The following is a 26,713-nucleotide window of genomic DNA, read 5'->3' on the forward strand; positions in this document are numbered from 1 at the left end:
CCGGTGCCGGGATCAGCTCGCGGGCGTGGACCAGGGGCTCCGGGTCTGCGGTTGGGGCGCAGGGCTAGGACGTACGCGCAAAGGGGTTTTTTGGGGCGGCGATGCGGGGCGGGCGCTCGCGGCCGTGCCGACCGCGTGCGGGAAGAGAGAGGTGACCGCGCCCCGCATCGCCGCGGGAGGGTTGTCGACAACCCGGGCGGTGAACCTGCCGAGGGAACCGCCCTGTTGTCACCAAGGCTCGCACCGGCCGCGACAACCGGCAACGCAATTAACTCTGATCATTGACGGCCGTAACACAGCGGAGCGATCATCACCGAAACCCGTGGCTCAGGTCACACCTTCGGCATAGGGAGCTCGCGCATGAGCACTGAACCAGCCGCCGTCACCAGCACTGACGAGGAACGTCTCGCTCAGCTCGGATACAAGCAGGAACTTCACCGCCGGTTGTCCGGCTTCTCCAATTTTGCCGTCTCCTTCTCGATCATCTCGATTCTGGCCGGTGCGATCACGTCCTATGTGATCGCCATGAACGCCGGTGGGCCGGCCGCGATCACGCTCGGCTGGCTCTTCGTCGGCATCATGGTGACGCTGGTGGCGCTGGCGATGGCCGAGGTGTGTTCGGCCTATCCGACGGCCGGCGCGCTCTACTGGTGGGCCGCGGCGCTGGCCAAGCAGAACAAGGCGGCGTGGGCCTGGTTCATCGGCTGGTTCAACTTCCTGGGCGAGGTCGCGGTGACCGCGGCGATCGACTTCGGGGCGGCGATCACGACGGCGGCGTTCCTGAGTCTGACCTTCGACATGGAGGTGACGCCGGGCAAGACCTTCCTGATCTTCCTGGTCATCATCGTCGTGCACGGTCTGCTGAACACGTTCGGCGTGAACCTGGTGCGGGTGCTGTCCGACGTCAGCGCCTGGTGGCACCTGGTCGGGGTGGGGATCATCGTGGTGCTGCTGGCCGTGATCCCGGACCAGCACAAGCCGATCTCCGAGGTGTTCTTCGAGGTTCGTAACACGACCGGGTTCGGGTTCACCGGGGCGACCGTCTACGCCGTCCTGATCGGACTGTTGATGGCGCAGTACACGTACACCGGCTACGACGCGTCGGCCCACGTGGCCGAGGAGACGCACGACGCGGCCAACGCGGCGCCGCGCGGCATCGTGATGTCGGTGGTCGTGTCGGTGATCGCCGGGTTCGTGCTGCTGTTCGCGATCACCTGGTCGATCCAGGACTACGACGCCGAGGCGGCCACGTCGCTCGGGCTGCCGCCGGCGCAGATCTTCATCGACTCGGTGGGGCACAACACCGGTACGTTCCTGCTGTTCATCTGCATGGTCGCGCAGTGGTTCTGCGGGATGGCGTCGGTGACCGCGAACTCGCGCATGTCGTACGCGTTCGCCCGCGACGGCGCCCTGCCCGGCTCGCGGTTGTGGAAGCAGGTCAACCCGCGGACCGGAACCCCGACGAACTCGATCTGGCTGTGCGTGACGATCTCGACGATCCTCGTGCTGCCGTCGCTCTGGAACACGACCGCGTACGCGGCGGCCACCTCGATCGCCGTGATCGGCCTCTACATCGCGTACGTCGGACCGGTTTTTCTTCGTCGTCGCAAGGAGGATTTCCAGGTCGGGCCGTGGAACCTCGGCAAGTGGAGCGCGCCGGTCGGGTGGATCTCGATCGTCTGGGTAGTCATCATCTGCGTGCTGTTCGTGCTGCCGACGGCCGGCCCGATCACCGCGAAGAACTTCAACTACACGATCGTCGCGGTGGCGATCGTGGTCGGCGGGGCGACGATCTGGTGGTTCGCGAGTGCCCGCAAGTGGTTCACCGGGCCGAAGTCGAACCTGTTGGATGCCGCCGCGCACGGCGAGCAGACCATGCCGACGCCCAACGACTGATAGGACTGATCCATGGATCTCGAGGACCTGGACGTAGCGGTCGGCAACGGCTCGATCGACACCGTTCTTCTGGCGCTCACCGACATGCAGGGGCGGCTGCAGGGCAAGCGGCTGCACGGGCAGTACTTCATGAACGAGGTGGTCGGCGGCGGCAGTGAGGGCTGCAACTATCTGCTGGCGGTGGACGTCGACATGAACACGGTCGACGGCTACGAGATGTCCTCCTGGTCCACCGGTTACGGCGACTTCGTGATGCGGCCGGACTTCGGCACGCTGCGGAAAGTTCCGTGGCAGCCGGGCACTGCGATGGTGCTCGCGGATCTGTTCGACACCGCGGGGGCGCCGGTCACGGCGTCTCCGCGGCAGATCCTGCAGCGTCAGCTGGAGCGGCTGGCCGCGCACGGGCTGACCGCGTTCGCCGGGACCGAGCTGGAGTTCGTCCTGTACAAGGACACCTACGAGCAGGCGTTCGACAAGCGTTACCGGGATCTGACTCCAGCGAATCAGTACAACGTGGACTACTCGTTGCTCGGCACGGCTCGCGTGGAGCCGCTGCTTCGCAGAATTCGCAATGAGATGTACGGCGCGGGCCTGCTCCCCGAGAGCGCCAAGGGCGAATGCAACTTCGGGCAGCACGAGATCGCGTTCCGGTACGCCGATGCGCTCGCCGCGGCCGACAACCACGTGATCTACAAGAACGGCGCCAAGGAGATCGCCGCGCAGGAGGGCATGGCGCTGACGTTCATGGCCAAGCCCAACGAGCGCGAGGGCAACTCCTGTCACATCCACTTCTCGCTGCGCGGTCCGGACGGCAAGTCGGCCATGCTCGGGGACGGGCCGGCCCACCTGAGCGTGACCGGGCAGCGGGTGCTGGCCGGCCTGCTCGCCACGATGCGCGAGTTCAGCCTGCTCTTCGCGCCGAACATCAACTCGTACAAGCGGTATCAGCCCGGATCGTTCGCGCCGACCGCCCTGCGCTGGGGTGTGGACAACCGGACCTGTGCGCTGCGGATCGCCGGGCACGGGGAGGGCATGCGGGTGGAGAACCGGGTGCCGGGCGGGGACGTGAACCCGTACCTGGCGATCGCCGCCCTGGTCGCCGGCGCGGTCCACGGCATCGAATCCGAATTGTCGCTCGAAGAGGAATTTGCCGGAAATGCCTACCTGGATCCCGCGGCGGACCGCGTGCCGGGAACGCTGCGCGAGGCGACCGGCCTCTGGGAGTCATCACAAAAGGCCAGAGACGCATTCGGAGCGGATGTGGTCGCCCATTACGCCAACATGGGACGAGTGGAGCTGGCGGCTTTCGACGCGGCGGTGACCGACTGGGAACTACGTCGTGGATTTGAGCGCCTGTGAGTGTGAGGATCTTGGCGTGGGGACAACTGATGTGATCAATCCGGCGACGGGGGCGGTCTTCGCGACCGTCCCGTCGCTGGATCTGACCGAGACCGACGCGGCGATCGCGCGGGCCCAGCTGGCTTTCGAGGGATGGCGCGCGATCGCGCCGGGCGACCGGGCCCGGTTGCTCCGCCGCTTCGCGACGGTGGTCGAGGAGCATCTCGAAGAGCTGGCCCAATTAGAGGTACGCAACGCCGGCCACACCATCGGCAACGCGCGCTGGGAGGCCGGCAACGTCCGCGACGTGCTGAACTACTACGCCGGTGCCCCGGAGCGGCTCTCCGGCCGGCAGATCCCGGTGGCCGGCGGCGTGGACATCACGTTCCACGAGCCCCTCGGCGTGGTCGGGATCATCGTGCCGTGGAACTTCCCGATGCCGATCGCCGGCTGGGGTTTCGCCCCGGCGCTGGCGGCCGGCAACACGGTCGTGCTCAAGCCGGCCGAGTTGACGCCGCTGACCGCGATCCGGCTCGGCGAGTTGGCCCTGGAGGCCGGCCTGCCCGAGGGTGTGTTCCAGGTGCTGCCGGGCAAGGGGAGCGTGGTCGGACAGCGGTTCGTGACGCACCCGGCGGTCCGCAAGGTCTGCTTCACCGGCTCCACCGCGGTCGGCAAGTCGATCATGGCGGGCTGTGCTGACCAGGTGAAGCGGGTGACGCTGGAGCTGGGCGGGAAGAGCGCCAACGTGATCTTTGCCGACGCCGACCTGGAGAAGGCGGCGGCCGCGGCGCCGGGGGCCGTGTTCGACAACGCCGGGCAGGACTGTTGTGCGCGGTCGCGCCTGCTGGTCGAGGCTTCGGTCTACGACAAGTTCCTCGGCTTGTTCGAGTCGGCGGTCACGAAATTTCGGGTATTGGACCCTTCCAGTGATTTGTCCGAAATGGGGCCGCTGATCTCCGCGGGTCAGCGGGAGACGGTGGCGTCTTATGTGGACGGCTCTGACGTCGCGTTCCGCGGGGACAAGCCGGACAGCGAAGGCTGGTGGTTCCCCCCGACCGTGCTCCTGGCTTCGAGTGCCGACGACCGCCACTGGCGCGAGGAGATCTTCGGCCCGGTGGTGAGTGTCCTCCCGTTCCGCGACGAGGCCGAGGCCATCCGCCTGGCCAACGACACGGAGTACGGCCTGTCCGGCTCGATCTGGACCCGCGACGTCGGCCGTGCGCTGCGGGCGGCCCGCGCGGTCGAGACCGGCGCGCTCAGTGTCAACAGCAACTCGTCGGTGCGGTACTGGACCCCGTTCGGCGGGATGAAGCAGTCCGGCCTCGGCCGCGAACTGGGTCCGGACGCGCTGCTGTCGTTCACCGATGTGAAAAACGTGTTCCTGGCTACGGGAGATTGATAGTGGAGCGTCTACAGGACCGGGTCGCCGTGATCACCGGCGCCGGCAGCGGTATCGGCCTGGCCACCGCGCGGCGGTTCGCCGCCGAGGGTGCTTTCGTGGTGTGCGTCGACATCTCCGCCGAGGCGGGCAAGGCGATCGCCGAGGAGGTCGGCGGCGAGTTCGTGGCCTGCGACGTCAGCGACGAGGAGCAGGTCAAGGCCCTCTTCGACGGTGTCGTGGAGCGCCACGGCCGACTGGACATCGCGTTCAACAACGCCGGCATCTCCCCGCCCGACGACGACTCGATCCTGGTCACCGGGATCGACGCGTGGGAGCGGGTCCTCAAGGTCAACACGACGAGCGTCTTCTTCTGCTGCAAGTACGCGATCCCGCACATGCAGCGGCAGGGCAAGGGCTCGATCATCAACACGGCCTCGTTCGTGGCGCTGCTCGGGGCGGCGACGTCGCAGATCGCGTACACCGCGAGCAAGGGTGGCGTGCTGGCCATGACCCGGGAGCTGGGTGTGCAGTTCGCCCGCGAGGGCATCCGGATCAACGCGCTCTGTCCCGGCCCGGTGGCCACTCCGCTGCTGCTGGAGTTGTTCGCCAAGGACCCCGAGCGGGCTGCCCGCCGCCTGGTGCACGTGCCGATGGGCCGGTTCGCCGAGCCCGAGGAGATCGCCTCGGCGGTGGCGTTCCTGGCCAGCGACGACGCGTCGTTCATGACGGCGTCCCAGTTCGTCGTCGACGGCGGCATCACCGGCGCGTATGTAACGCCGCTGTAAACGTTTAGTCCTGACCGGCCGGGGAACGCCATTATCGGGAACGGGGTCGAATCCCTGGTCGGGCGGGCATTGGTCCTCGTCCGGGACAGGACAGAAGGGCCCGTCGCGCGGCGCCGGTTGTCCGGCGCCGCGCGCCTGTGCGGGGGGATGCGGTAAGTGGTGACTACGGTGGTGCGATGCGTCCGATCATCGGGATAACGACGTACGTGATGCCCGCCTCCTGGGGAGTCTGGCGTGACCTCCCCACCACCCTGCTGCCGCACGACTACGCCGCCGCCGTCACCCTGGCCGGCGGGCGGGCCGTGCTCCTGCCGCCCGACGATCAGGACGCCGACGTGCTCCGGGTGCTGGACGGCCTGCTGATCTCCGGCGGTCCGGACGTCTCACCCGAGTTGTACGGTGAGAAGCCGGGCCCGCACACCGTCACCCAACCGGAACGGGACACCGGCGAGCTGACCCTGTTGCGGGCCGCGCTCGACCGTGACCTGCCGGTCCTCGGCGTCTGCCGGGGCATGCAACTGCTGGTGACCGCCTACGGCGGCACCCTGCACCAGCACCTGCCCGACGTGCTCGGTCACGAGCGTCATCGCGTGGCCCCGGCGGTGTACAGCGAGCACGAAGCCGTCTTCACCCCCGGCAGCCGGATCGCCGGGCTCATGGGTGAGGACGTGACCATCAACTGCTTCCACCACCAGGGTGTCGCCGACCCCGGGAAACTGACCGTCACCGGCCGCGCCGAGGACGGTCTGCCCGAGGCGGTCGAGGACCCGGAGCGGCGGTTCCTGCTCGGCGTGCAGTGGCACCCCGAGGTGAGCCGGGACTCCCGGCTCTTCGGGGCCCTGGTGGCGGCGGCCGCACGGAGCTGAAGGAGAAACGCACCCTCATGCGCAGACCGCTGATCGGCCTCACCTCGTACGCCCAGCACGTGCTCTTCGGCCGCAACGAAATGATGGCCGGCATGCTGCCGATGACCTACGTCAAGGCGGTGCACGCGACGGGCGGCCGGGCCGTGCTGATCACCCCCGACGACCCGGGCACCGACGTGCTGGAGTCCCTGGACGGCATCGTGTTCACCGGCGGCGGCGACGTCGACCCGGCCAACTACGGTGCCGAGCCGCACCCGGAGACCGAGGTGGACCCGGTGCGGGACGCCTCGGAGATCCTGCTGATGCGTGCGGCTCTCGACCTGGACCTGCCGGTGCTCGGCGTGTGCCGGGGGCACCAGGTGATGGCGGTGGCCACCGGCGGCTCCCTGCACCAGCACGTGCCCGACCTGATCAACCACGACCGGCACCGGGCCCACGCCGGCACCGATCCGCTGGCCGCCAGTGCCGGTGACTACGGGCGGCACGACGTGATGACCGCGGACGGGTCCCGCGCGCACACCCTGCTCGGCCGGCAGCTCACCGTGAACTCGTTCCACCACCAGGCGGTCGACGATCCGGGCGAGTTCGTGGCGACCGGCTGGTGCCCGGAGGACAAGATCGTGGAGATCCTGGAGCATCCGGACCGTACGTTCGCGCTGGGCGTGCAGTGGCACCCGGAACGCACGGCCGACCTCCGCGTCTTCGCCGCCCTGAACCGGGCCGCGATCCTCCACCGGGAGGGAGCCGCCGCCGTGTAGTCGCACCGGGCCGGTGTTAACGTGCCACCGGGCCGGCTTTCTCCCGGTCACCCGACCCCCACGGGAGGCTTTTGATGGGCGCCCTGCCGGCCCGGCTGCGCATCGCTTTCGAGCGTGGCGGCGAGATGGGCCGGCGGATGGCCGCCCTGGACTGGTCGGCCTCGCCCGCCGGTGACCCGTCGACCTGGCCGCCGGAGCTGACCGGCGCGGTGATCACGATGCTGGCGTCTCGGACGCAGATCTGCATCTTCTGGGGCCCGGAGCACGTCGTGCTCTACAACGACGCGTACATCCCGGTTCCCGGCACCAAGCACCCGGATCACCTGGGCCGCCCCGGCCGCGAGCTGTGGGCCGAGGCCTGGGATCTGATCGGTGGCCTGCTGGACCGGGTGGCCGAGACGAACGAGGCGGCCTACGCGGGCGACCTGCTGTTCATGATCGACCGGCACGGGTTCCTGGAGGAGACGTACTTCGACATCTCGTACGACCCGCTGCGTGCCGAGGACGGTTCGGTCTCCGGGGTGATCTGCATCGTCACCGAGACCACCGGCCGGGTGCTGGGGGAGCGGCGGGTCCGTACGCTCTCCGCGCTCGGCCGCCGCCTGGCCGACCTGTCCGATCCGGCCGCCGAGGCCCTCGCCGTGCTCGGTGAGAACCCGGCCGACGTTCCCCGGGCCCGGCTGGTGCTCGACGCCCCGGTTCCGCGAGCCGCGGCGGGCGAGGTCGTGCTCCCGGTCGACACCGTCGGGGCGCTGGTCGTCGGGGTGAGCCCGCACCTCGCGCTGGACGACGACTACCGCGCGTTCCTGGAGCTGGCGGCCGCGCAGATCGCCCGGGCGGTGACCAACGCCCGCGCCTTCGAGTCCGAGCGCCGCCGGGCCGCCGAGCTGGCCGCGCTGGACCAGGCCAAGACCGACTTCTTCTCGAACGTCAGCCACGAGTTCCGTACGCCGCTGACCCTGATCCTGGGCCCGCTGGAGGACCTGCTGGACGACCCGGCCACCGGCCCCGGCCTGCGCGAGCGGCTGGACCCGGTGCACCGCAACGGGTTGCGCCTGCTCAAGCTGGTCAACACCGTGCTCGACTTCTCCCGGCTGGAGTCCGGCCGGATGCGGGCCGCCTTCCGCCCGACCGATCTGGCCGCGCACACCGCCCGGCTGGCCGCGTCGTTCCGCCCGGCCACCGAGCGGGCCGGCCTGGATCTGGTGATCGAGACGCCGTCCACGCCCGTACCGGTACACGTGGACCACGAACTGTGGGAGAAGATCGTCTTCAACCTGCTCTCGAACGCGGTGAAGTTCACCCCCGAGGGCCGGGTCGAGGTGGGCGTCCACGTCGACGACGGGCACGCCGAGCTGGTGGTGCGCGACACCGGCGTGGGCATTGCCGCGCACGAGCAGCCGCTGCTGTTCGACCGGTTCCACCGGGTCACCGGCACCTGGTCGCGCAGCCATGAGGGCACCGGCATCGGGCTGGCCCTGGTCCGCGAACTGGCCGAGCTGCACGGCGGTTCGGTGAGTGTGCGCAGCGAGCCCGGCCGGGGCAGCGCGTTCCTGGTCCGGATCCCGTTCGGCACCGCGCACCTGCCGGCCGACCGGGTCAGCGACGAGCCGGCCGGTGTGGACCCGCGGCTCTGGGTCGACGAGGCGGCCTGGTGGAGCGGGGACGGCGAGACCGGCCGGCCGGTGCCCGGGGGCGGCGGCGGCGGCCGGATCCTGCTCGCGGACGACAACGCTGATCTGCGGGAACACGTGAGCCGGCTGCTGCGGCCGTACTGGGAAGTGGTCACCGCGGCCGACGGACTGTCCGCATCGGAGCTGGCCCGGACCGGCTCGTTCGACCTGGTGCTGACCGACGTGATGATGCCCGGGCTGGACGGCTTCGGCCTGATCGCCGCGCTCCGCGCCGACCAGCGCACCCGGGACGTGCCGATCGTGGTGCTCTCGGCCCGGGCCGGTGAGGAGTCGGCGGTCGAGGGCCTGGCCGCCGGCGCCGACGACTACCTGGTCAAGCCGTTCTCGACGCGCGAGCTGACGGCTCGCGTACGGGCCAATGTGGAGCTCGGCCAGCTGCGCCGGGAAACCGTGAGCCGGCTGCGCGGCCTGGTCGACGCCGCGGTCGCGCTGAACTCGGTGACCGGCCCGGCCGAGGTGCTCGACGTCGCGGCCCGCCATGTGCGGACGATGACGTCGGCCGGCCGGGTGGTGCTGACCGCGCCGGACGCGCGGGCCGAGCAGGACGGCGGCGCCGACCCGACGGCCGAGCCCGACCTGGTGATGGCGCTGCCCGACACGGCCGGCGCGGTCCTCGGTGAGCTGCGGGTCTGGGCCGGTGCGGGCGGGCCGGTCGAGCCGATCGTGCTGACCCAGCTGGCCCGGCTGATCGGCCTGCGGCTGGCCAACGCGCGCCTCTACGAGACCGAGCACCGGATCGCCCGGACCCTGCAGCACAGTCTGCTCCCGCAGTCGCTGCCCCGGGTGCCGGGCGCGGTGGTGGCCAGCCGGTACGTGGCCGGCAGCAGCGAGGCCCGGGTCGGTGGCGACTGGTACGACGCGATCGCCACCCCCGACGGCCAGTTGTACCTGGTCATCGGCGATGTGGTGGGCAAGGGAGTGGCCGCGGCGGCCGCGATGGGCCAACTGCGGAACGCTTTACGGGCGTACGTCCTCGAAGGTTTTGATTGTGGTCCGGCTCTGAGCCGTCTCAATCGTCTGGTCGACACTCTCGGGCGGCGCCAGTTCGCCACGGTCTTCTGTCTGCGTTTCGATCCGCACACGCGGGTGATCCGCTACTCGTCGGCCGGCCACCCGTCGCCGGTCCGGATCAAGCCCGGTGAGCTGGGCACATTCCTGTACCGGACGGCGCTCGGCCCGCCCATCGGCGCGCTCGGCGACGTGCCCTACCCGACCCGGGAGCTGCCGCTCGACCCGGGCGACCGGCTGCTGCTCTACACCGACGGGCTGATCGAGGACCGCAGCCAGGGCATCGACGCCGGGCTGGCCGAACTGACCGCCGACGTGGCCAAACCGGCCGAGCACATCGAGGATCTGCTCGACGGCCTGCTGGCCAAGGCGGCCCGGCAGGTGCGGCGCGACGACATTGCGATGGTCGCGCTGGAGGTGACCGAGCCGCGCGAATTCGTCATGCGACTGCCGGCCGACCCGACCCGGCTCAGCGTGCTGCGCCAACGGCTGGAGGACTTCCTGGCCGCGCACCACGTCCCCGACGAGGACGTGTTCGACCTGACCGTGGCCGTCTCGGAGGCGGCGGCGAACGCGATCGAGCACCCGATCGAGCCGGCCGAGCCGTGGATCACGGTCGAGGCGTCGATGCACGCCGACGCGATAGTGGTGACGGTTCGTGACACCGGACACTGGCGCCCGGCCGGTGACGCCGGTTTCCGCGGCCGGGGGCTCGCCCTGATCGGCGCGCTGACCGAACTCTCCGTGCACCGCTCGCCGGACGGCACCGCGGTCACCCTGCGACGGCCCGTTACCTGAGCCAGGGCTGGCCGCCGAGGCCGGAGATGTCGAGCACCCGCCGGACCCGCTCGGAGGGGATCACCTCAAGTGTCCCCGGGAACCGCTCGGCCAGCCGGATCAGCGTGTGGATGGCGGCCGAGTCGAAGAACGTCACCGCGCGCAGGTCGATCGTCGCGCCGGTGATCCGGTCCGGGGTGGCGGCCTGGAAGAGGGCGGCGGCCGTGGACATGTCCACCTCACCGGTCACCGTCACGGTGACCCGGTCGCCGGAGACCGCACCGGTCGCCGAGAAAGTCGGGTCCTGGCCCTCTTGATCCACCAACATACGATTTCACAGCGCCCGTGGGGGCGGCAAGGACGGGTCCCCGCGGCGGTTAGGCTGTTTCCATGACCGTGCGTACGCCTCTCGTGCCGGGTAAGCAGTCACCGTGGCGATCGGTCCCGGCCGGCATCGCCCGTCCTGAGTATGTCGGGAAGAAGCGCCCCAAGGAGTGGCGCGGCTCCCACGTGCAGACGCCCGAGATCATCGAGAGGATGCGGATCGCCGGCCGGATCGCGGCCCAGGCCACCCAGCTGGCCGGCGAGCACTGCAAGCCGGGCGTGACCACCGACGAGATCGACCGGGTGGTGCACGAGTTCATCCTGGACCACGGGGCCTACCCGTCGACGCTGGGCTACAAGGGCTTCCCCAAGTCCTGCTGCACGTCGCTCAACGAGGTCATCTGCCACGGCATCCCGGACTCCACCGTGCTGGAGGACGGCGACATCGTCAACGTCGACGTCACCGCGTTCATCGGCGGCGTGCACGGCGACACCGACGCGACGTTCCTGGTCGGCGACGTCAGCGAGGAGGCCCGGCTGCTGGTCGAGCGCACCCACGAGGCGATGATGCGGGGCATCCGCGCGGTCGCCCCGGGCCGCCCGATCAACGCGATCGGCCGGGTCATCGAGGCCTACGCGCGGCGCTTCGGCTACGGCGTGGTCCGCGACTTCACCGGCCACGGCATCGGCGAGACGTTCCACTCCGGGCTCTACGTGCCGCACTACGACAACCCGCGCCTGGACACGGTCATGGAACCGGGCATGACGTTCACCATCGAGCCGATGATCACCCTCGGCACGCATGAGTACGAGGTGTGGAAGGACGGCTGGACCGTCGTCACCAAGGACCGCAGGTGGACCGCCCAGTTCGAACACACCCTGGTGGTCACCGACGACGGTTTCGAGATCCTGACCCTTCCTTAAAACCACACTTCAGCAGTACGTGGGTTCGGCTCCCCCAACCGCAACAACCGCGGTCCCGTCACCGATCACGCGACCGGATCCCGGTGCCGGGCCGCCCGGCGACCATCCGGGCCGAATCCGGTCGGATGCCCGACTCCACCCGCCGCACCCGGCCACCGACGCGACGTCCGCCGTGGCCCACCCCGAAGCGCGACGCCGCCGCTCGGCTGGCGCTCAGTGCTGTCTCCGAGGGCCAGAAACGACCCTGAGGACCAGCCGGGGGCCGCGAGCTGGTCGTCGGTGCTGTGTCAGTGGGGTTGAGGCAGCCGTGAGAACCAGCCGGGGCAGGGAGGCGCGTCGCGGCCGAGACCACCCGCGGGCCTTGCGCGGGGGGCGCCACGGGACCGGGCTCACGCCGTACGCGCAAAGGGTTTTGATCTTCAAAATGCGCGGCTCGGGCTCGGGCTCGGGCTCGGGCTCGGGCTCGGGCTCGGGCTCGGGCTACGGCTCGGGCTCGGTCGAAAGGGTGGCCGGGGTCAGTCGAAGAGGGCGCCGACCGTGCCGTCGACCGGGCGGCCACGGGCGGCCAGCTCGTCGGCCTGGTACTTGAGGATCGCGCCGAGCTCCTGCATGTCGGCCGCGGCCACCCCGGTCCGTTTCACCGCGTCGGCCGTGTTGCGGAACCAGGTGCGGGTCAGCAGCCCGGCGACCAGCGCCGCGTGCACCCGGGCGTCGGCGATCATGACGAGTGCGGCGTCCGTGTCATACCACTGGGTGAGCCGGATCGCCCGCTGCCGGGCACCGTTCGCGGTCGCCCAGTTGTGCCGGGCCAGCTGGGTGAACTCGGCCGGCCGGGCCTCGCCGAGCAGATTCTGATGGGCCTCACGCTGCTCGGTGAAGCACTCCTTCGGGTCGTGCAGCGCGAACGTCGTCATGTACCGGTCGGCCAGCAGCGGCCAGCGCGGCGTCAGCTGCCGGGCCTTGACCAGCGCGTCCTCGGCGGCCAGGACCTCCAGCTCGACCGGGATGCCCTCGACCTTGCGCAGTGTCGGCCGCGGACCGGTCCGCGGGCGGTAGGTGAGCACCACCAGGTTGACGTCGCTGGTGTCGGCGTCGTCGCCGTGCGCGACCGAGCCGCGGACGCCGACCGCCTGCACCTCGGACGGCCATCGGCGCTGCACGGCGTCGGCCAGCCGGACGGCCAGGTTGCCGCGCGGGGACGTGGTGTCGATCGCGTCGATCACCACCCCATTCTGTGGCCTCAGGCCGTCGGGCGGCCCGGAAAGATCAGGGTCAGCGGTGTGACCTGGGCGAGCTTGCGCCACCTGGTCGCGCGAACTGCGGAGTCGGTCAAAGCCGACAGCGCGTCGACCCGCTGGGTGCTCTCGGTGACCGGGAGCACCACCCGCCAGGCCTGGGCCACCCCGTCCTCGATCTGGACGGCCAGTTTGAGCGCGGTCGCCCGGTCGGTCACCGGGAACGGCAGCTCATAGCCGGCCGGGGTCGGCGCGGTGCTCGCCTGCAGGCCGGCCAGCTGCTCGACCAGGTTGTCGCGGCGCACCCGGTGCAGATCCTCGGCCGCCCGGGCCTGGTCCTGCTCGGTGCCCTCCTTCAGGTGGACGCCGATCAGTCCGTAGGCCCAGATGGCGGCCTCCTCGGCGGCCAGAGCCGAGGCGAGTTCTTCTTTCACGTTCAGGAAGTTAGCGCAACGCCTCGGCGAAAGTGGCACGCGCGGCGGCGATCGATCCGACCAGCGCCGCCCGCGCGGCCGGCGCCGCCTTGCACGCGGCCACCGCGGTCTTCTGCGCGGCCAGCTCGGCCGCGCGCAGGCCGGCCACCGTGTCCGTCGTGCCGACGGCGGCCGACGGCGCCGCGGCACCGCTGGGCAGTGTCGTGCCGATCACCTTGGCCAGCTCGGCGGCGTGCGCCCGGTGGGCCTGGGCGAGCGGGGTCAGCCGGGCGCTGAGCGACTGGTCGGCCAGGATCACCCGGTCGTAGGCCGCGGCCAGCGTCAGCGCCTCGGTCAGCACCGGCTGCAGCGCGTCCGGCCCCTTGGGCGGCTCAGGATCGTCGTCGAAGAGCCCGCAGCCGCTCAGCGTGACCAGGCCGGCCAGCGCGCCACCGGCGCCCAGCACCCGTCGGCGGGTGTGTCCCGAATCGCTCATCCGCACCGCGCCAGTCAACACCATCCCCTTCGAGGATGAACTGCCGGGCCGTTGACCTGCGGATCAGGTGGTTTTGGCGCTGCGCTGCTCAGACTGACGGGCGGGCGCGTTACGCTCTGCGTCAGCCGCGGGGCCATGCACTGCCCGGCGGCATATAGTCGTTGCAGCATAAGAACTTGGTCGTTGCAGCATAAAAATGAGGGAGAGGTCGAGCCCGATGACGCAGCGTGGTCGCGCCGGGGCCCGGCCCGGTGGTCGCCCGAGTGGCCGGCGGAGCCGGCCGGAGGCGGAGACCCGGAGCACTCCCGTCGCTCCGCGGATCGACCTGACCGCGGCCCGCACCCGCCTGCGCGAGGTCGTCGAGCCGGTGGTCGCCAAGGCCGGTTACGACCTGGAGGACCTGACCCTGACCCGGGCCGGCCGCCGGTTCGTGGTGCGGGTGCTCATCGACAAGGACGGCGGCGTCGGCCTGGACGATGTGGCCGTGGTCTCCCGGGAGATCTCCGAGGCCCTGGATGCGGTCGATGAGCAGGGCACCGAGCTCCTGGCGGGGGAATATCAACTGGAGGTCGGCTCGCCCGGGGTGGACCGGCCGCTGACCGAGCCCCGCCACTGGCGCCGCAACATCAGCCGCCTGGTCGCGGTCAACGGCCTCACCGGCCGGGTGCTGCGCACCGATGAGAACGGCGTGACCCTCGACGTGGACGGCACCGAGCGTGAGCTGGCTTACACCGAGCTCGGCCGGGGCCTGGTCCAGATCGAGTTCAAGCGCATGGACGAAGCCGATTTCGGCGACGAAGACGAAGACGAAGCCGACGAAGAAGACGAAGGGGAGGGCGAGGAATGAACATCGACCTCGCGGCGCTGCGCGCCCTGGAGCGCGAGCGGGAGATCCCGTTCGAGACCATCATCGCGGCCATCGAGACCGCGCTGCTGACGGCGTACCGGCACACCGACGGCGCGGAAGGTCACGCCCGGGTGGAGATCGACCGCAAGTCCGGCGTCGCCTCGGTGCTGGCGCAGGAGCTGGACCCGGACGGCACGGTCGTCCGGGAGTGGGACGACACACCGCACGACTTCGGCCGGATCGCCGCCATGACGGCCAAGCAGGTCATCCTGCAGCGGCTGCGGGAGGCGACCGACGAGCAGCACTTCGGTGAGTACGCGGGCCGCGACGGTGACCTGATCACCGGCGTGGTGCAGGCCGACGCCGCACGGGCCGAGAAGGGCATCGTGATCGTCGACCTGGGCAAGCTGGAGGCGGTTCTGCCGCAGTCCGAGCAGGTCCCCGGGGAGTCGTACGAGCACGGGTCCCGCCTGCGCTGCATCGTCGTGCACGTGGCCAAGGGTTTCCGCGGTCCGCAGATCACCCTGTCCCGCTCGCACCCGGCCCTGGTGAAGAAGCTGTTCGCCCTCGAGGTGCCGGAGATCGCCGACGGGACCGTGGAGATCGCCGCGATCGCGCGTGAGTCCGGTCACCGTACGAAGATCGCGGTCCGGTCCACCGTGCCGGGCGTGAACGCCAAGGGCGCCTGCATCGGCCCGATGGGCCAGCGGGTCCGCGCGGTGATGAGCGAGCTCCACGGTGAGAAGATCGACATCATCGACTGGTCGGACGACCCGGCCCAGTTCGTGGGGAACGCGTTGTCCCCGGCCAAGGCGCTGCGCGTCGAGGTCGTGGACGCGGCCACCCGGACGGCCAGGGTCACCGTGCCCGATTTCCAGTTGTCCCTGGCGATCGGCCGGGAGGGGCAGAACGCCCGTCTCGCCGCCCGTCTCACCGGATGGCGCATCGACATCCGTCCGGACAACGAACCCGCTCAAGTCGTGGACCGGGATGCGGCCGAGGCGGGGAACTGACCGGATACGCGGTCGCCGCGATCGAGGGGTAGACTTGTCCTCGGTCGGCCCGACGCGAACCTGCGTCGGCTGCCGCAAACGCGCGCCGGCCGCATCATTGCTGCGGTTCGTCGCGGCCGGATCCGGGGAAGACCTCCGGCTTCTGCCCGATCCAAGCCGCCGACTGCCGGGCCGGGGAGCACATCTGCATCCCGATCCGGCCTGCTTCGGGCAGGCGGAGCGACGTCGCGCTTTCGGGCGTGCGTTGCGTCTCACCGGTGTTGCTGACGCCGGACTGCTTGCCGAGCACATCCGAACGGTCTCCGTGCCGTCCGGAACCACTGATGGCGAGGCGTCTTCGCCCCGTCACGACCCAGCAAGGTAGGACGACCCAGATGAGCACTCGATGAAGTCCCTGAAATGACCAGGCTTCTAGTGCACGAGTGAGGTCGCTGCGGGTACTGCTCGCACGACCTCGAGATGAGGAGTGCAGTGCCAGGCAAGGCCCGCGTTCACGAGCTCGCCAAAGAGCTCGGGGTCGACAGCAAGACCGTGCTCGCCACATTGAAGGACATGGGCGAGTTCGTTAAGTCCGCATCCAGCACCGTCGAGGCCCCCGTGGCCCGGCGGCTCCGCGGCGCCCTCGAGGCGAGCGGCAGCGTCCAGGCGGCTCCGTCCGCTCCGGCCGCATCGCCCTCGGCCCCGTCCGGTGGCGCCCCTACTCCGTCCGCGTCGCCGCGTCCCGGCCCGCCGGCGGTCCGTCCGCAGCCTCCGCGCCGTCCCGGGCCCACGCCCGGTCCCGGCCCGTCCGCTGCACCGACTTCGCCGGCTCCGTCGGCCGGGCCGACCGCCCGTCCGAACGCGCCGGTTCCCGGCCGTCCGGGCCCGCGTCCCGGCCCGATCGCCAAGCCGGCCAGCGCGCACGACATCGAGGTGGCGGCCGCCGAGGCGCGCGCCTCGGCGCTGAAGGCCGAGCAGGAGGCCGCCGTCAAGGCGGCGCAGGCCGCTCAGGCTGCCCGTACGCGGGACGCCGAGCGTCGCCCGAGCCCGCAGAACCCGACCGACGCCGGCCCGCGTGGCCCGCGCCCGGGTCCGGGTGGCATGCCTCCTCGTCCGGGTTCCCCGGCCGCCCGCCCCAGTGGCAACCAGGGTGGTCAGGGCCAGGGCGGTCCTCGTCCGGGTCCGGCCGGCGGCGCTCCGCGTCCGCCCGCGCGTGGTCCCGGTAACAACCCGTTCGGCGTCTCCGGCAACGCGGGCGGCCCGCGTCCCTCGCCGTCCTCGATGCCGCGTCCGAACCAGGCCGGCATGCCGCCGCGCCCGAGCCCGGCGTCGATGCCGCCGCGGCCCAGCCCCGCTTCCATGCCGTCGCAGCGCCCCGCCGGTCCCGGCGGCGGTCGTGGCGGTCCGGGTGGCGGTGCCGGTCGTCCCGGCGGTCCCGGCGGTGGCCGTGGCGGTCCGGGTGGCGGTGCCGGTGGCGGCTTCCGTCCCGGTGGTGGCGGTGGCGGCGGTGGCGGCTTCCGTCCCGGTGGTGGCGGTGGCGGCGGTGGCGGCTTCCGTCCCGGTGGTGGCGGTGGCGCCGGTGGCGGCTTCCGTCCCGGTGGCGGTGGCCCCGGCGCCGGTGGCGGCGGTCCCGTCGGCGGTGCTCCGGGTCGTCCCGGTGGCGCCGGTGGCCGTGGTCGTGGCGGTGGCGCGGCGGGTGCCTTCGGGCGTCCGGGCGGCCGGCCGACCCGTGGCCGGAAGTCGAAGAAGCAGCGGCGTCAGGAGTTCGACAACCTGTCGGCTCCGCAGATGAGCTCGGGTGCTCCGCGCGGCCAGGGTCAGGAGATCCGGCTGTCGCGTGGCGCCTCGCTGTCCGACTTCGCCGACAAGATCAACGCGAACCCGGGCTCGCTCGTCCAGGAGATGTTCAACCTGGGTGAGATGGTCACGGCGACGCAGTCGGTCTCCGACGACACGCTGCTGCTGCTCGGTGAGCACCTCGGCTTCGACGTCAAGATCGTCAGCCCCGAGGACGAGGACCGTGAGCTGCTCGCGCAGTTCAACATCAACCTCGACGCCGAGGTGGCGGAGGACCGTCTGGTCACCCGTCCCCCGGTCGTGACGGTGATGGGTCACGTCGACCACGGTAAGACGAAGCTGCTCGACGCGATCCGCAAGACCAACGTGGTCGCCGGCGAGGCGGGTGGCATCACCCAGCACATCGGTGCCTACCAGGTCGTCGTCCCGCACCAGGGCGAAGAGCGGGCGATCACCTTCATCGACACCCCGGGTCACGAGGCGTTCACCGCCATGCGTGCTCGTGGTGCCCAGGTCACCGACATCGTCATCCTCGTGGTGGCGGCTGACGACGGCGTGATGCCGCAGACGGTCGAGGCGCTCAACCACGCCAAGGCCGCCGAGGTGCCGATCGTGGTCGCGGTGAACAAGGTCGACAAGCCGGACGCCAACCCGGACAAGGTCCGGCAGCAGCTGACCGACTACGGCCTGCTCGCCGAGGAGTACGGCGGCGACACGATGTTCGTCAACGTCGCGGCCAAGCCCGGCATCGGCATCGATGACCTCCTGGAGGCCATCCTGCTGACTGCCGACGCCTCGCTGGAGCTGACCGCTCCGATCGACGGCCCCGCTCAGGGTGTCGCGGTCGAGGCGCACCTGGACAAGGGCCGCGGTGCGGTCGCCACCGTCCTGGTGCAGAAGGGCACGCTCCGGGCCGGCGACTCGATCGTGGCGGGTGGCGCGCACGGCCGCGTCCGGGCCATGCTCGACGAGAACGGTCAGCAGGTCGTCGAGGCCGGTCCGGCTCGTCCGGTCCTGGTCCTGGGTCTGACGTCGGTGCCCAGCGCCGGCGACACGTTCCTGGCCGCCGAGGACGACCGCACGGTCCGCCAGATCGCCGAGCAGCGTCAGGCCCGCCGTCGTGCGGCCGCGTTCGCCAACTCGGGGGCCAAGGCCACGCTCGAGACGCTCATGGCCCAGCTGAAGGAGGGCGAGAAGACCTCGCTCACGCTGGTCATCAAGGGCGACAGCTCGGGTTCGGTCGAGGCGCTGGAAGACGCGCTGTTCAAGATCGAGATTCCGGACGAGATCCAGCTCAAGGTCATCCACCGCGGCGTCGGTGCGATCACCGAGAGCGACGTCAACCTGGCGTCGGCCTCGTCGGAGCAGACCGCGACGATCATCGGCTTCAATGTCCGGGCCTCCAACAAGGTCAAGGAGATGGCCGACCGCGCCGGCGTGGAGATCCGCTACTACAGCGTGATCTACCAGGCCATCGAGGAGATCGAGGCGGCGCTCAAGGGCCTGCTCAAGCCGGAGTACGAAGAGGTCGAGCTGGGCACGGCGGAGATCCGCGAGGTCTTCCGCTCGTCCAAGATCGGTCTGATCGCCGGCTGTCTGGTCCGGTCCGGTCTCATCCGCCGCAACACCAAGGCGCGAATCCTGCGCGAAGGTACCGTGGTGGCCGAGAACGTCACGATCAGCTCGCTCAAGCGGTTCAAGGACGACGCGACCGAGGTCCGCGAGGGCTTCGAGTGTGGTCTGACGCTCCAGGGCTTCGGTTCGCCGCAGATCGGCGACGTGATCGAGACCTACGAGATGCGTGAGAAGCCGCGGGCCTGATCCCCGGCTGTGAGTGGCCCCGGCGGGTTACCCGCCGGGGCCGCCCCATTTCCACGCTGGGAAGATGGGCGGCATGTCCCGCTACGCCATGCTGCTCGCCCCGTCCGCCAACCGCGTCTACGCCGATCAGGCGTCGCGCATGTCCCAGGCGGAGCTGGCCGCGTTCCAGCCGGTCCTCTCCTCGGAGCTGAGCGAGATCGGCGTCGCGGAGATCGGCGGGGTGGAGTATGTGACGTTCACCGCCGAGCTGAGCGCGCGCGACATCGCGTTCATCTCCAACCTCTCCTCCGCGTACGCACTGTTCGAGCTGGTCGAGGGTGATCTGCTGCGCCCGATCGGGCTGAACCCGCTGGCCCGTTACGACAGCGACCTGATCACCATCCCGAAGTACGCCGGCAAGACCAACGAGCAGTTCACCAAGCTGGTGCTCAACCTGACCCTGCTCGGCTCGGCCTCGGCCGACAAGATGCTCGACGGCCATCTCACCGTGCTCGACCCGCTGTGCGGGCGGGGGACAACCCTCAACCAGGCTTTGATGTACGGCTACGACGCGCTCGGCATCGAGATCGACGGCAAGGACGTCGAGGCGTACAAGTTGTTCCTGCAGACCTGGCTCAAGCGCAAGCGCCTCAAGCACACCGCCGACCTGGTGCCGGTGCGCCGCCAGGGCCGCCGGGCCGCCCGCCGTCTCGAGGTCACGATGGCCGCCAGCAAGGACGACCACAAGGCGGGCGCCGTGCAGAAGCTGACCGTGCTGCACGCCGACACCACCGGGCTGGAGGGGCTGATCCGGGGCAACGTGGCCGACGTCATCGTCGCCGACCTGCCGTACGGGGTGGCCCACGGCTCCTACGACGACGCCGGCGGCATCTCCCGCCGCCCGCTGGACCTGCTGGAGCGGGCCGTGCCGGAGTGGATGCCGCTGCTGCGCCCGGGTGGCGCCATCGGCCTGTCCTGGAACACCAAGGTCGCCCGCCGCGAGCAGGCCGAGGACATCCTGCTCGCCGCCGGCCTGGAGCTGGTGGAGTACGGATATCTGGAGCACCGCGTCGACCAGGGCATCGAGCGCGACGTCGTGGTCGCCTGGAAGCGGCCCTGAAAAAGGGGCTGACCAGGGCGGGAGGGCGGCGTAACCTTTCCCGCTGATGTATACCGAGACCGCAGTTTTCGACCTGCTCCTGCCCGGTGACGCTCAATCACTCAAGCAGAAGCGTTCGTACGTCCGACCGATCATCGCGATGCTGAAGAAATTCGAGGTCAGCGCGGCCGAGGTGGGTTTCCACGACCTGCACGGCCGGGCCCAGATCGGGGTGGCCGTCGTCGCCCCCGATCCCGCACAGGCCCGTGCGGTGATCGACACCTGCGAGAACCAGATGGCCGGACGGCCGGAGATCGAACTGTTGTCGGTCAAGCGCCGCCTCTACGGCGACGACGACTGAAAACCGTCTGGGTACGCTTCACCAAGTTGGGCGGGGGAATATTGACCCGCGGGTTTCACAGTCGGAGGTGGGCGAGATGTCGGATCCGGCCAAGACGCGGCGGCACGCTGAGCGTGTTCGTGAGCTGGTGGCCTCGCTGGTGCGGGAGATCAAGGATCCCCGCCTCGGCATGGTGACGGTCACGGACGCCCGGATCACCGGTGACCTCCGGGAGGCGACCGTCTTCTACACCGTCCTGGGCGATGTGACCGAGCAGTCCTCGACGGCGGCGGCTCTGGAGAGCGCCAAGGGCATGCTGCGCAGCCGGGTCGGGCACGCGCTGGGGCTGCGGCACTCGCCGAGCCTGGCGTTCGTGCTCGACAACGTGCAGGAGAACGTGAAGGAGATCGACGACCTGCTGGCCGCGGCCCGGCACCGCGACGAGGAGGTCCAGCGCCTGGCCGCCGGGAAGCAGTACGCCGGCGACCCGGACCCGTACAAGTCCGAGGAGCCGGAGGACGAGGACGAGGAGACCGAGCGGGTGGGCGCCCGCGAGGACCTCGGGTGACGAATGCGTCGACCGAGCCCGCCGCCGAGCAGTGGGAGGCCGCCGTCGCGGCGGTCCGCGCGCTCGGCGGCGACGCCGAGGTCCAGCTGATCTGTCACGTGAGCCCGGACGGGGACGCGCTCGGCAGCATGCTCGGCTTCGGTCTGGGGCTGCGGCGGCTCGGGTTCACCCGGGTCCGGGCCACGTTCCCGGGCGAGTTCCGCGTCCCGACGCCGTACGCGGATCTGCCCGGTATGGATCTTCTGGTCCCGGAGTCGGAGGCGTACACCGCCCCCGCGCTCGTCCTGGTCTTCGACGTGGCCGCCGAGTCGCGGCTGGGCGGCCTGGCCGACCGGGTCGTGGCCGCGCCGGTCAGCGTGCTCCTCGACCACCACGCGTCGAACACCGGCTTCGGCACGATCCGGCTGGTCGACCCGCGGGCCGCGGCCACCTCGGTGCTGGCCGAGCAGTTCGTGGCCCGGCTCGGGGTGCCGCTGGACGCCGAGATCGCCGAGTGCTTCTACGTGGCGCTGGCCACCGACACCGGGTCGTTCAAGTTCGACGTGACCACGGTGGCCGTGCACGAGCTGGCCGCCCGGCTGATCGCCACCGGGCTGCGACCCGGTGACATCTCCCGGCGGATCTTCGACACCCGGCCGTTCGGGGCGATGAAGCTGGCCGGCGAGGTGCTGGGCCGGGCCGAGCTGGAGCCGGCCGCGGCCGGCGGGCGCGGGCTGGTGTGGACCTACGCGACGCTGGCCGACCTGGCCCGGCACGACCAGCCGCCGTACGTGCTGGACACGCTCATCGACCCGGTCCGTTCGGTCGCCGAGGCCGACGTCACCGTGCTGGTGAAGCAGGTCGCCGAGGGGGAGTGGGCGGTGTCGCTGCGGAGCAAGGGCGCGGTCGACGTGAGCCGCCTGGCGATGTCCCAGGGTGGCGGGGGTCACCGCCTGGCCGCCGGTTTCACCGGTTACGGCGAGCCCGGTGATGTGGTGGACACGGTGCGTCGGCTACTTGACGATTACCTGAACTGACGCTGTTTCAACAGCTCATAGGGGGTCGCCCGAACGGGCGGCCCCCTATGTTTCTTCCCGGATCGCGGGAACCGGCCGTGCGATGGGCTGATTGAACGTTAGTTTGGGTCCTGAACGGTGATTTGGTTTCGCGCGGCTGACACCTCCGCCTCCGCGAGACCTGCGAGCCGCCCGGGGTCACCACCCCGGGTCGCGTCACCTCGCCAGGCGTCCGGCGATCCCGGACCGGCCCTCTGTGACGCCCGCTCGACCGATTCTGGGCGCTCCGCAGGCGCGAAGCGCCCGAACCACATTCGTGGAAGGAACCCTCTCATGGCTGCCAAGCCGAAGCCCCAGCCCACCGACGACGCCCGTGAGCAGGCCCGCCGCGCGCTGCAGACCTCGCTCGACACGCGTCAGTAAGGTAAGGCTCGGGACCCGCTTGTAACCCTTACCGCTGGGCGGGCATCATGGGACACCATGAGCCCGTCTGCCCAGCCGCGCACCGGTTCCCGCCAGATCGCCAAGCTCGCCCTGCCGGCCCTCGTGGTGCTGGCCGCCGAGCCGCTGTACGTGCTCGTGGACACCGCCGTCGTCGGCCACCTCGGGTCGATCCCGCTCGGCGCGGTCGCGGTCGGCGGCACCGTGATGTCGGTGGCCGCCTGGTTCGGGACGCTCATGGCGTACGGGACGACCGGCCGCGCCGCCCGCCGCTTCGGCGCGGGGGACCGCCCGGCCGCCGTCGCCGAAGGGGTCCAGGCGTCCTGGCTCGCGCTCGGCGTCGGCCTCGTGCTCGCCGTGCTCGGCCTGACCCTGGCCGGCCCGCTCGCCCACGCGCTGGCCGGCAACCCGCAGACCGCCGACGCCGCCGCCGGCTGGTTGCGGATCGCCGCCCTCGGCGGCCCCGGGCTGCTGCTGGCCGCGGCCGGCAACGGCTGGATGCGCGGCGTCCAGGACACCCGCCGCCCGCTGTTCATCGTGCTCGGCGCCAACGTGCTCTCGGCCGTCCTCTGCCCGGTGCTGGTCTTCCCGGCCGGCCTGGGCCTGACCGGCTCGGCCATCGCCAACGTGACCGCCCAGTCGATCGGCGGCGGCCTGTTCCTGATCGCACTCGTCCGCGAGACGCGACAGCTGCGCCCGGTGCCGTCGGTGATCGTCAGCCAGGTCGTGCTCGGACGCGACCTGCTCATCCGCGGTGCCGCGTTCCAGGCCTGCTTCCTCTCCGCGACCGCGGTGGCGTCCCGCTTCGGGGTCGCGGCGGTCGGCGCCCACCAGATCGCGCTGCAACTGTGGTTCTTCGCCGCGCTGGCCCTGGACGCGGTCGCCATCGCCGCCCAGTCCCTGGTCGGGGCTGCCCTCGGGGCCGGCGACGTCGATCAGGCGCGGGACGTGGCCCGCCGGGTGACGATCGCCGGTGGAGTGGCCGCGGTCGGGTTCGCGGCCCTGGTCGCGCTGGGCTCCCCGGTCATCCCGGGCTGGTTCACCCAGGATCACGCGGTGATCGATCAAGCGGCGATCGTGTGGCCGTGGTTCATCGGCCTGCTCCCGTTCGCCGGGGTGGTCTACGCGCTGGACGGCGTCCTGATCGGGGCCGGGGACGTCGCCTACCTGCGGGTGACCACGATCCTGGCCGCCCTGCTGGGGTTCCTGCCGATGATCTGGCTGGCCTACGCGTTCGACCTCGGGCTGGGCGGCGTCTGGGCCGGGCTCGCCCTGTTCATCCTGGTCCGCCTGATCGCGACGGTCTCCCGTTGGCGGTCCCCGCGCTGGGCGATCGTCGGCGCCACCCGCTCCTGACCGCGCCGGGAACGGGGTTTGCGGTTTGACCGCGACCAGAAGACCACGTCGCCCTTCCGGGCCTCGCGTTCTGGCCGCGCCAGCGGCCTGCGAGGGTCGGAAGGGTCCCCGCGGGAGCGACGATCGGGACCACGGCGGACCGGGGCAATGAAGAATTTGAAGTTGATCTTCTAAGGCGCCCGCGTCGGATCGCTCCGTGCCGGCCGCATAGGGTTGTCTGGTGGATGGGCTGATTGTGGTGGACAAGCCGGCGGGCATGACGTCGCACGACGTCGTCGCGAGGATCCGGCGTCTGGCCAAGACCCGGCGGGTCGGGCACGGTGGCACGCTGGACCCGATGGCCACCGGTGTTCTGATCATCGGCGTCAATCGGGCGACGCGCCTGCTCACCTACGTGATCGGCGCGGAGAAGAGCTATGCCGCGACGATCCGTCTGGGTCAGTCGACGATCACCGACGACGCCGAGGGCGAGGTCACCGCGACGACTTCGGCGAGTGCGGTGACCGAGGAGGCGATCCGCGCGCAGCTGGCGGCCCGGACCGGTGAGATCGATCAGGTTCCGAGCGCGGTCAGCGCGATCAAGATCAACGGTGAGCGGGCCTACAAGCGGGTTCGTGACGGTGAGACCGTGGAGATCCCGTCGCGCCGGGTGACCATCTACAAGCAGGACGTTCTTGATGTACGGCGGGGGGATGGCGTGATCGACGTCGATGTCGACGTCACGTGCTCCTCGGGCACCTACATCCGGGCGATCGCCCGTGACCTCGGCGCGGCTCTCGGGGTCGGCGGCCATCTCACGGCCCTGCGGCGCACGTCGGTGGGCGCGATGACCCTGGAGACCGCCCTGACCCTGGAGCAGCTCGAGGAGCGTGCCCCGGACGTCGTCGGCCTGCCCATGTCCGAGGCCGCCCGGCGCGCGTTTCCGCAGCGCACGGCGACCGAGGAGGAGACCCGCACGCTGCGTCACGGCGGCCCGCTGAGCGCGGCCGGCATCGACGGGCCGTATGCGGTCTTCTCCCCGGAGGGTGAGGTCCTGGCGATCGTCCGCGAGCGTGACGGCCGCGCCCGCGCCGAAATCGTGCTCGCACCGGCCTGAAGACCGGGCCTCGCGCGCCGATAGGCAGCGCATGAGACGTGTCCCGGCTCCCGCGGTGCCCGCGTTCGCCGTGCTGGCCGGCTCGGTCTCGGTCTTCTGGCCGGGCACCGACGCCGCCCACCTGGCCTACCTCGTCGGCTTCACCGTGGTGGTGGCGTCGGCCTGGTACGGCCTGCGGTCGATCACCGGCCCGAGCCGGGGCGCCTATCGCCTGATCGCCGTGGCCCTCACCGTCTGGCTGGCCGGTGACGTCCTGTACGACGTGCTGAACCGGGTGGCCGGTCCGCTCGGTGACGTCTCCCCGTCGGACGTGCTCTGGCTCTCCGGCTATCCGCTGCTGATGGCCGCCATGGTCAAGCTGGTCCGGCTGCGGGCGCCCGGCCGGCTGCGTGACGGCCTGCTCGACGCGGCCGCCCTGACGACCGTGGTGGCCTGGTTGTTCTGGCAGTTCCTGATCCTGCCGGCGTTCGAGAACCAGTCGCTGACCCTGGCCACGTTCATCGGGGCGGCCTACCCGTTCGGTGACGTGATGTTCTTCGCGGGCACGGCGATCCTGGTCTTCGCGCCCGGGGCGACCCGCGGGCCGGGCCGCTATCTGGTCTCGGCGCTGGTCCTGACCCTGATCGGCGACATCAGCATCTCGCTGCTGCCGACGCTGTTCCCGGATCTGTCCCGTTCGGGCCAGGCCGACCGGTTCGACGGCCTGCTCCTGCTGGCCAACAGCCTGCTCGCGGCCGGGGTGGTGCATCGCTCGGCCGCTCGCGCCGCGCAACCGGACAATCTGACCGCGCAGCGGCTGCACCCGGCCCGGGTGGTGTTCCTGGGCATCGCGCTGGTCGTGCTGCCGACGGTGACCGGACTGCACTCGTTCGGCACGCTGGTCAGCCGGGTCTCGCTGCTCGTCTCGATCATGATGCTGACCACGTTCATCCTGGTCCGCTTCGTCTTCGTGGTCCGTGAGCAGGAGCGGATGAAGGCGGCGCTGGCCCATCAGGCCGAGCACGACCCGCTGACCGGGCTGGCCAACCGGGCCGCGCTGCACGCCCAGCTGGAGCTCGAACTGTTCCGCGCCGCCGGGTTCGGCCCGGTCGTCTTCTACATGGACCTCAACGGGTTCAAGCAGATCAACGACCGGTACGGGCACGCGGCCGGCGACGTGATCCTGGTCGAGTTCGCCCGGCGCCTGATCGCGGCGATCGGCCCGGGGGACACCGCGGCGCGGCTCGGCGGGGACGAGTTCGTCGTCCTGGCGACCGGCCCGGACGACTGCGACCAGGCCCGGATGTTCGGCGACCGGCTCCGCGATCTGGCCGAGGAGCCGGTGGTCTGGCAGGGCGAGAAGCTGTTCTTCGGTGTCAGCGTCGGTGTGTCGGCGTGGACGCCGATCGAGCGGCCGAACGCGGATCATCTGCTGGCCGACGCGGATGCCGCGATGTATGCGGAGAAGACCGCCCGGAAGCGGGCGGCCGCCGCTTGACCCCCTGGAC

22 protein-coding genes and 2 pseudogenes are annotated in these 26,713 nt (G+C 70.8%); 20 read left to right on the forward strand and 4 right to left on the reverse strand.

What is annotated here, in order from left to right; genetic code table 11:
* Positions 1–360: 360 nt before the first annotated feature.
* The 7 genes from ACSHV8_RS47320 to ACSHV8_RS47350 all read left to right on the forward strand — a co-directional run bounded on the left by ACSHV8_RS47320 (position 361) and on the right by ACSHV8_RS47350 (position 10,524).
* On the forward strand, positions 361–1,896 hold the full coding sequence (locus tag ACSHV8_RS47320) for an amino acid permease (RefSeq protein WP_436527037.1): 1,536 nt from the start codon (positions 361–363) through the stop codon (positions 1,894–1,896).
* Positions 1,897–1,908: 12 nt separating this feature from the next.
* Positions 1,909–3,255 (forward strand): glutamine synthetase family protein, encoded by a 1,347-nt coding sequence (locus tag ACSHV8_RS47325; RefSeq protein WP_436527038.1) that lies wholly within the window; start codon positions 1,909–1,911, stop codon positions 3,253–3,255.
* Positions 3,256–3,271: 16 nt separating this feature from the next.
* The gene (locus ACSHV8_RS47330) at positions 3,272–4,633 is read left to right on the forward strand and encodes an aldehyde dehydrogenase family protein (RefSeq protein ID WP_436527039.1); all 1,362 of its coding nucleotides are present in this window, start codon (positions 3,272–3,274) and stop codon (positions 4,631–4,633) included.
* A complete protein-coding gene (locus ACSHV8_RS47335) occupies positions 4,633–5,400 on the forward strand; it encodes a 3-oxoacyl-ACP reductase (RefSeq protein WP_436537293.1) in 768 nt (255 codons plus the stop codon). The genes ACSHV8_RS47330 and ACSHV8_RS47335 overlap by 1 nt, the downstream gene beginning before the upstream one ends.
* A gap of 176 nt (positions 5,401–5,576) precedes the next feature.
* Positions 5,577–6,266, forward strand: a complete 690-nt coding sequence (locus ACSHV8_RS47340; protein WP_436527040.1) for a gamma-glutamyl-gamma-aminobutyrate hydrolase family protein — start codon at positions 5,577–5,579, stop codon at positions 6,264–6,266.
* Between the two features lie 17 nt (positions 6,267–6,283).
* Positions 6,284–7,024, forward strand: coding sequence for a gamma-glutamyl-gamma-aminobutyrate hydrolase family protein (locus ACSHV8_RS47345; protein ID WP_436527041.1), 741 nt, complete (start codon positions 6,284–6,286; stop codon positions 7,022–7,024).
* 74 nt (positions 7,025–7,098) lie between these two features.
* Positions 7,099–10,524 (forward strand): SpoIIE family protein phosphatase, encoded by a 3,426-nt coding sequence (locus tag ACSHV8_RS47350; protein WP_436527042.1) that lies wholly within the window; start codon positions 7,099–7,101, stop codon positions 10,522–10,524.
* Here the strand turns inward: ACSHV8_RS47350 and ACSHV8_RS47355 are convergent.
* Positions 10,517–10,825, reverse strand: coding sequence for an STAS domain-containing protein (locus ACSHV8_RS47355; protein WP_436527043.1), 309 nt, complete (start codon positions 10,823–10,825; stop codon positions 10,517–10,519). The genes ACSHV8_RS47350 and ACSHV8_RS47355 overlap by 8 nt on opposite strands.
* A gap of 68 nt (positions 10,826–10,893) precedes the next feature.
* On the opposite strand from ACSHV8_RS47355, the gene map reads away from it, so the two are divergent.
* Positions 10,894–11,751, forward strand: coding sequence for a type I methionyl aminopeptidase (gene map / locus ACSHV8_RS47360; protein WP_436527044.1), 858 nt, complete (start codon positions 10,894–10,896; stop codon positions 11,749–11,751).
* Between the two features lie 515 nt (positions 11,752–12,266).
* On the opposite strand, the gene ACSHV8_RS47365 is transcribed toward map, so the two are convergent.
* From ACSHV8_RS47365 to ACSHV8_RS47375, 3 genes are read right to left on the reverse strand one after another with little or no spacing between them, the layout of a single operon-like run.
* The gene (locus tag ACSHV8_RS47365; protein ID WP_436527045.1) at positions 12,267–12,974 is read right to left on the reverse strand and encodes a nucleotidyltransferase domain-containing protein; all 708 of its coding nucleotides are present in this window, start codon (positions 12,972–12,974) and stop codon (positions 12,267–12,269) included.
* Positions 12,975–12,991: 17 nt separating this feature from the next.
* Complete coding sequence (locus ACSHV8_RS47370) at positions 12,992–13,420, reverse strand: ferritin-like domain-containing protein (protein ID WP_436527046.1); 429 nt, start codon at positions 13,418–13,420, stop codon at positions 12,992–12,994.
* A 10-nt stretch (positions 13,421–13,430) separates the two neighbouring features.
* Positions 13,431–13,895: a hypothetical protein gene (locus ACSHV8_RS47375; protein ID WP_436527047.1), complete on the reverse strand. Its 465-nt coding sequence runs from the start codon at positions 13,893–13,895 to the stop codon at positions 13,431–13,433.
* 217 nt (positions 13,896–14,112) lie between these two features.
* On the opposite strand from ACSHV8_RS47375, the gene rimP reads away from it, so the two are divergent.
* From rimP to ACSHV8_RS47435, 12 genes and pseudogenes are all read left to right on the forward strand, one after another.
* The gene (gene rimP / locus ACSHV8_RS47380; protein ID WP_436527048.1) at positions 14,113–14,742 is read left to right on the forward strand and encodes a ribosome maturation factor RimP; all 630 of its coding nucleotides are present in this window, start codon (positions 14,113–14,115) and stop codon (positions 14,740–14,742) included.
* Positions 14,739–15,755 (forward strand): transcription termination factor NusA, encoded by a 1,017-nt coding sequence (gene nusA, locus ACSHV8_RS47385; protein ID WP_436527049.1) that lies wholly within the window; start codon positions 14,739–14,741, stop codon positions 15,753–15,755. The genes rimP and nusA overlap by 4 nt, the downstream gene beginning before the upstream one ends.
* Positions 15,733–16,119: a YlxR family protein gene (locus ACSHV8_RS47390; RefSeq protein WP_436527050.1), complete on the forward strand. Its 387-nt coding sequence runs from the start codon at positions 15,733–15,735 to the stop codon at positions 16,117–16,119. Before nusA ends, ACSHV8_RS47390 begins: the two co-directional genes overlap by 23 nt.
* Positions 16,120–16,226: 107 nt before the next feature.
* Positions 16,227–16,377: pseudogene (locus ACSHV8_RS47395) on the forward strand (translation initiation factor IF-2 N-terminal domain-containing protein); the annotation flags it as partial.
* Between the two features lie 74 nt (positions 16,378–16,451).
* Positions 16,452–19,352 (forward strand): annotated as a pseudogene (gene infB / locus ACSHV8_RS47400) (translation initiation factor IF-2); the annotation flags it as partial.
* Between the two features lie 73 nt (positions 19,353–19,425).
* Positions 19,426–20,451, forward strand: a complete 1,026-nt coding sequence (locus ACSHV8_RS47405) for a TRM11 family SAM-dependent methyltransferase (RefSeq protein WP_436527051.1) — start codon at positions 19,426–19,428, stop codon at positions 20,449–20,451.
* 46 nt (positions 20,452–20,497) lie between these two features.
* Complete coding sequence (locus ACSHV8_RS47410) at positions 20,498–20,791, forward strand: DUF503 domain-containing protein (RefSeq protein WP_436527052.1); 294 nt, start codon at positions 20,498–20,500, stop codon at positions 20,789–20,791.
* A gap of 76 nt (positions 20,792–20,867) precedes the next feature.
* The gene (rbfA, locus tag ACSHV8_RS47415) at positions 20,868–21,338 is read left to right on the forward strand and encodes a 30S ribosome-binding factor RbfA (RefSeq protein ID WP_436527053.1); all 471 of its coding nucleotides are present in this window, start codon (positions 20,868–20,870) and stop codon (positions 21,336–21,338) included.
* Positions 21,335–22,354, forward strand: coding sequence for a DHH family phosphoesterase (locus ACSHV8_RS47420; RefSeq protein WP_436527054.1), 1,020 nt, complete (start codon positions 21,335–21,337; stop codon positions 22,352–22,354). The genes rbfA and ACSHV8_RS47420 overlap by 4 nt, the downstream gene beginning before the upstream one ends.
* Positions 22,355–22,813: 459 nt before the next feature.
* The gene (locus ACSHV8_RS47425) at positions 22,814–24,130 is read left to right on the forward strand and encodes an MATE family efflux transporter (protein ID WP_436527055.1); all 1,317 of its coding nucleotides are present in this window, start codon (positions 22,814–22,816) and stop codon (positions 24,128–24,130) included.
* 220 nt (positions 24,131–24,350) lie between these two features.
* Complete coding sequence (gene truB, locus ACSHV8_RS47430) at positions 24,351–25,226, forward strand: tRNA pseudouridine(55) synthase TruB (RefSeq protein WP_436527056.1); 876 nt, start codon at positions 24,351–24,353, stop codon at positions 25,224–25,226.
* Positions 25,227–25,257: 31 nt separating this feature from the next.
* Positions 25,258–26,703 (forward strand): diguanylate cyclase domain-containing protein, encoded by a 1,446-nt coding sequence (locus tag ACSHV8_RS47435; protein ID WP_436527057.1) that lies wholly within the window; start codon positions 25,258–25,260, stop codon positions 26,701–26,703.
* The last annotated feature ends 10 nt before the right edge of the window (positions 26,704–26,713 follow it).

It is taken from the genome of Actinoplanes sp. HUAS TT8 (assembly GCF_051380535.1).
GTDB lineage: Bacteria > Actinomycetota > Actinomycetes > Mycobacteriales > Micromonosporaceae > Actinoplanes.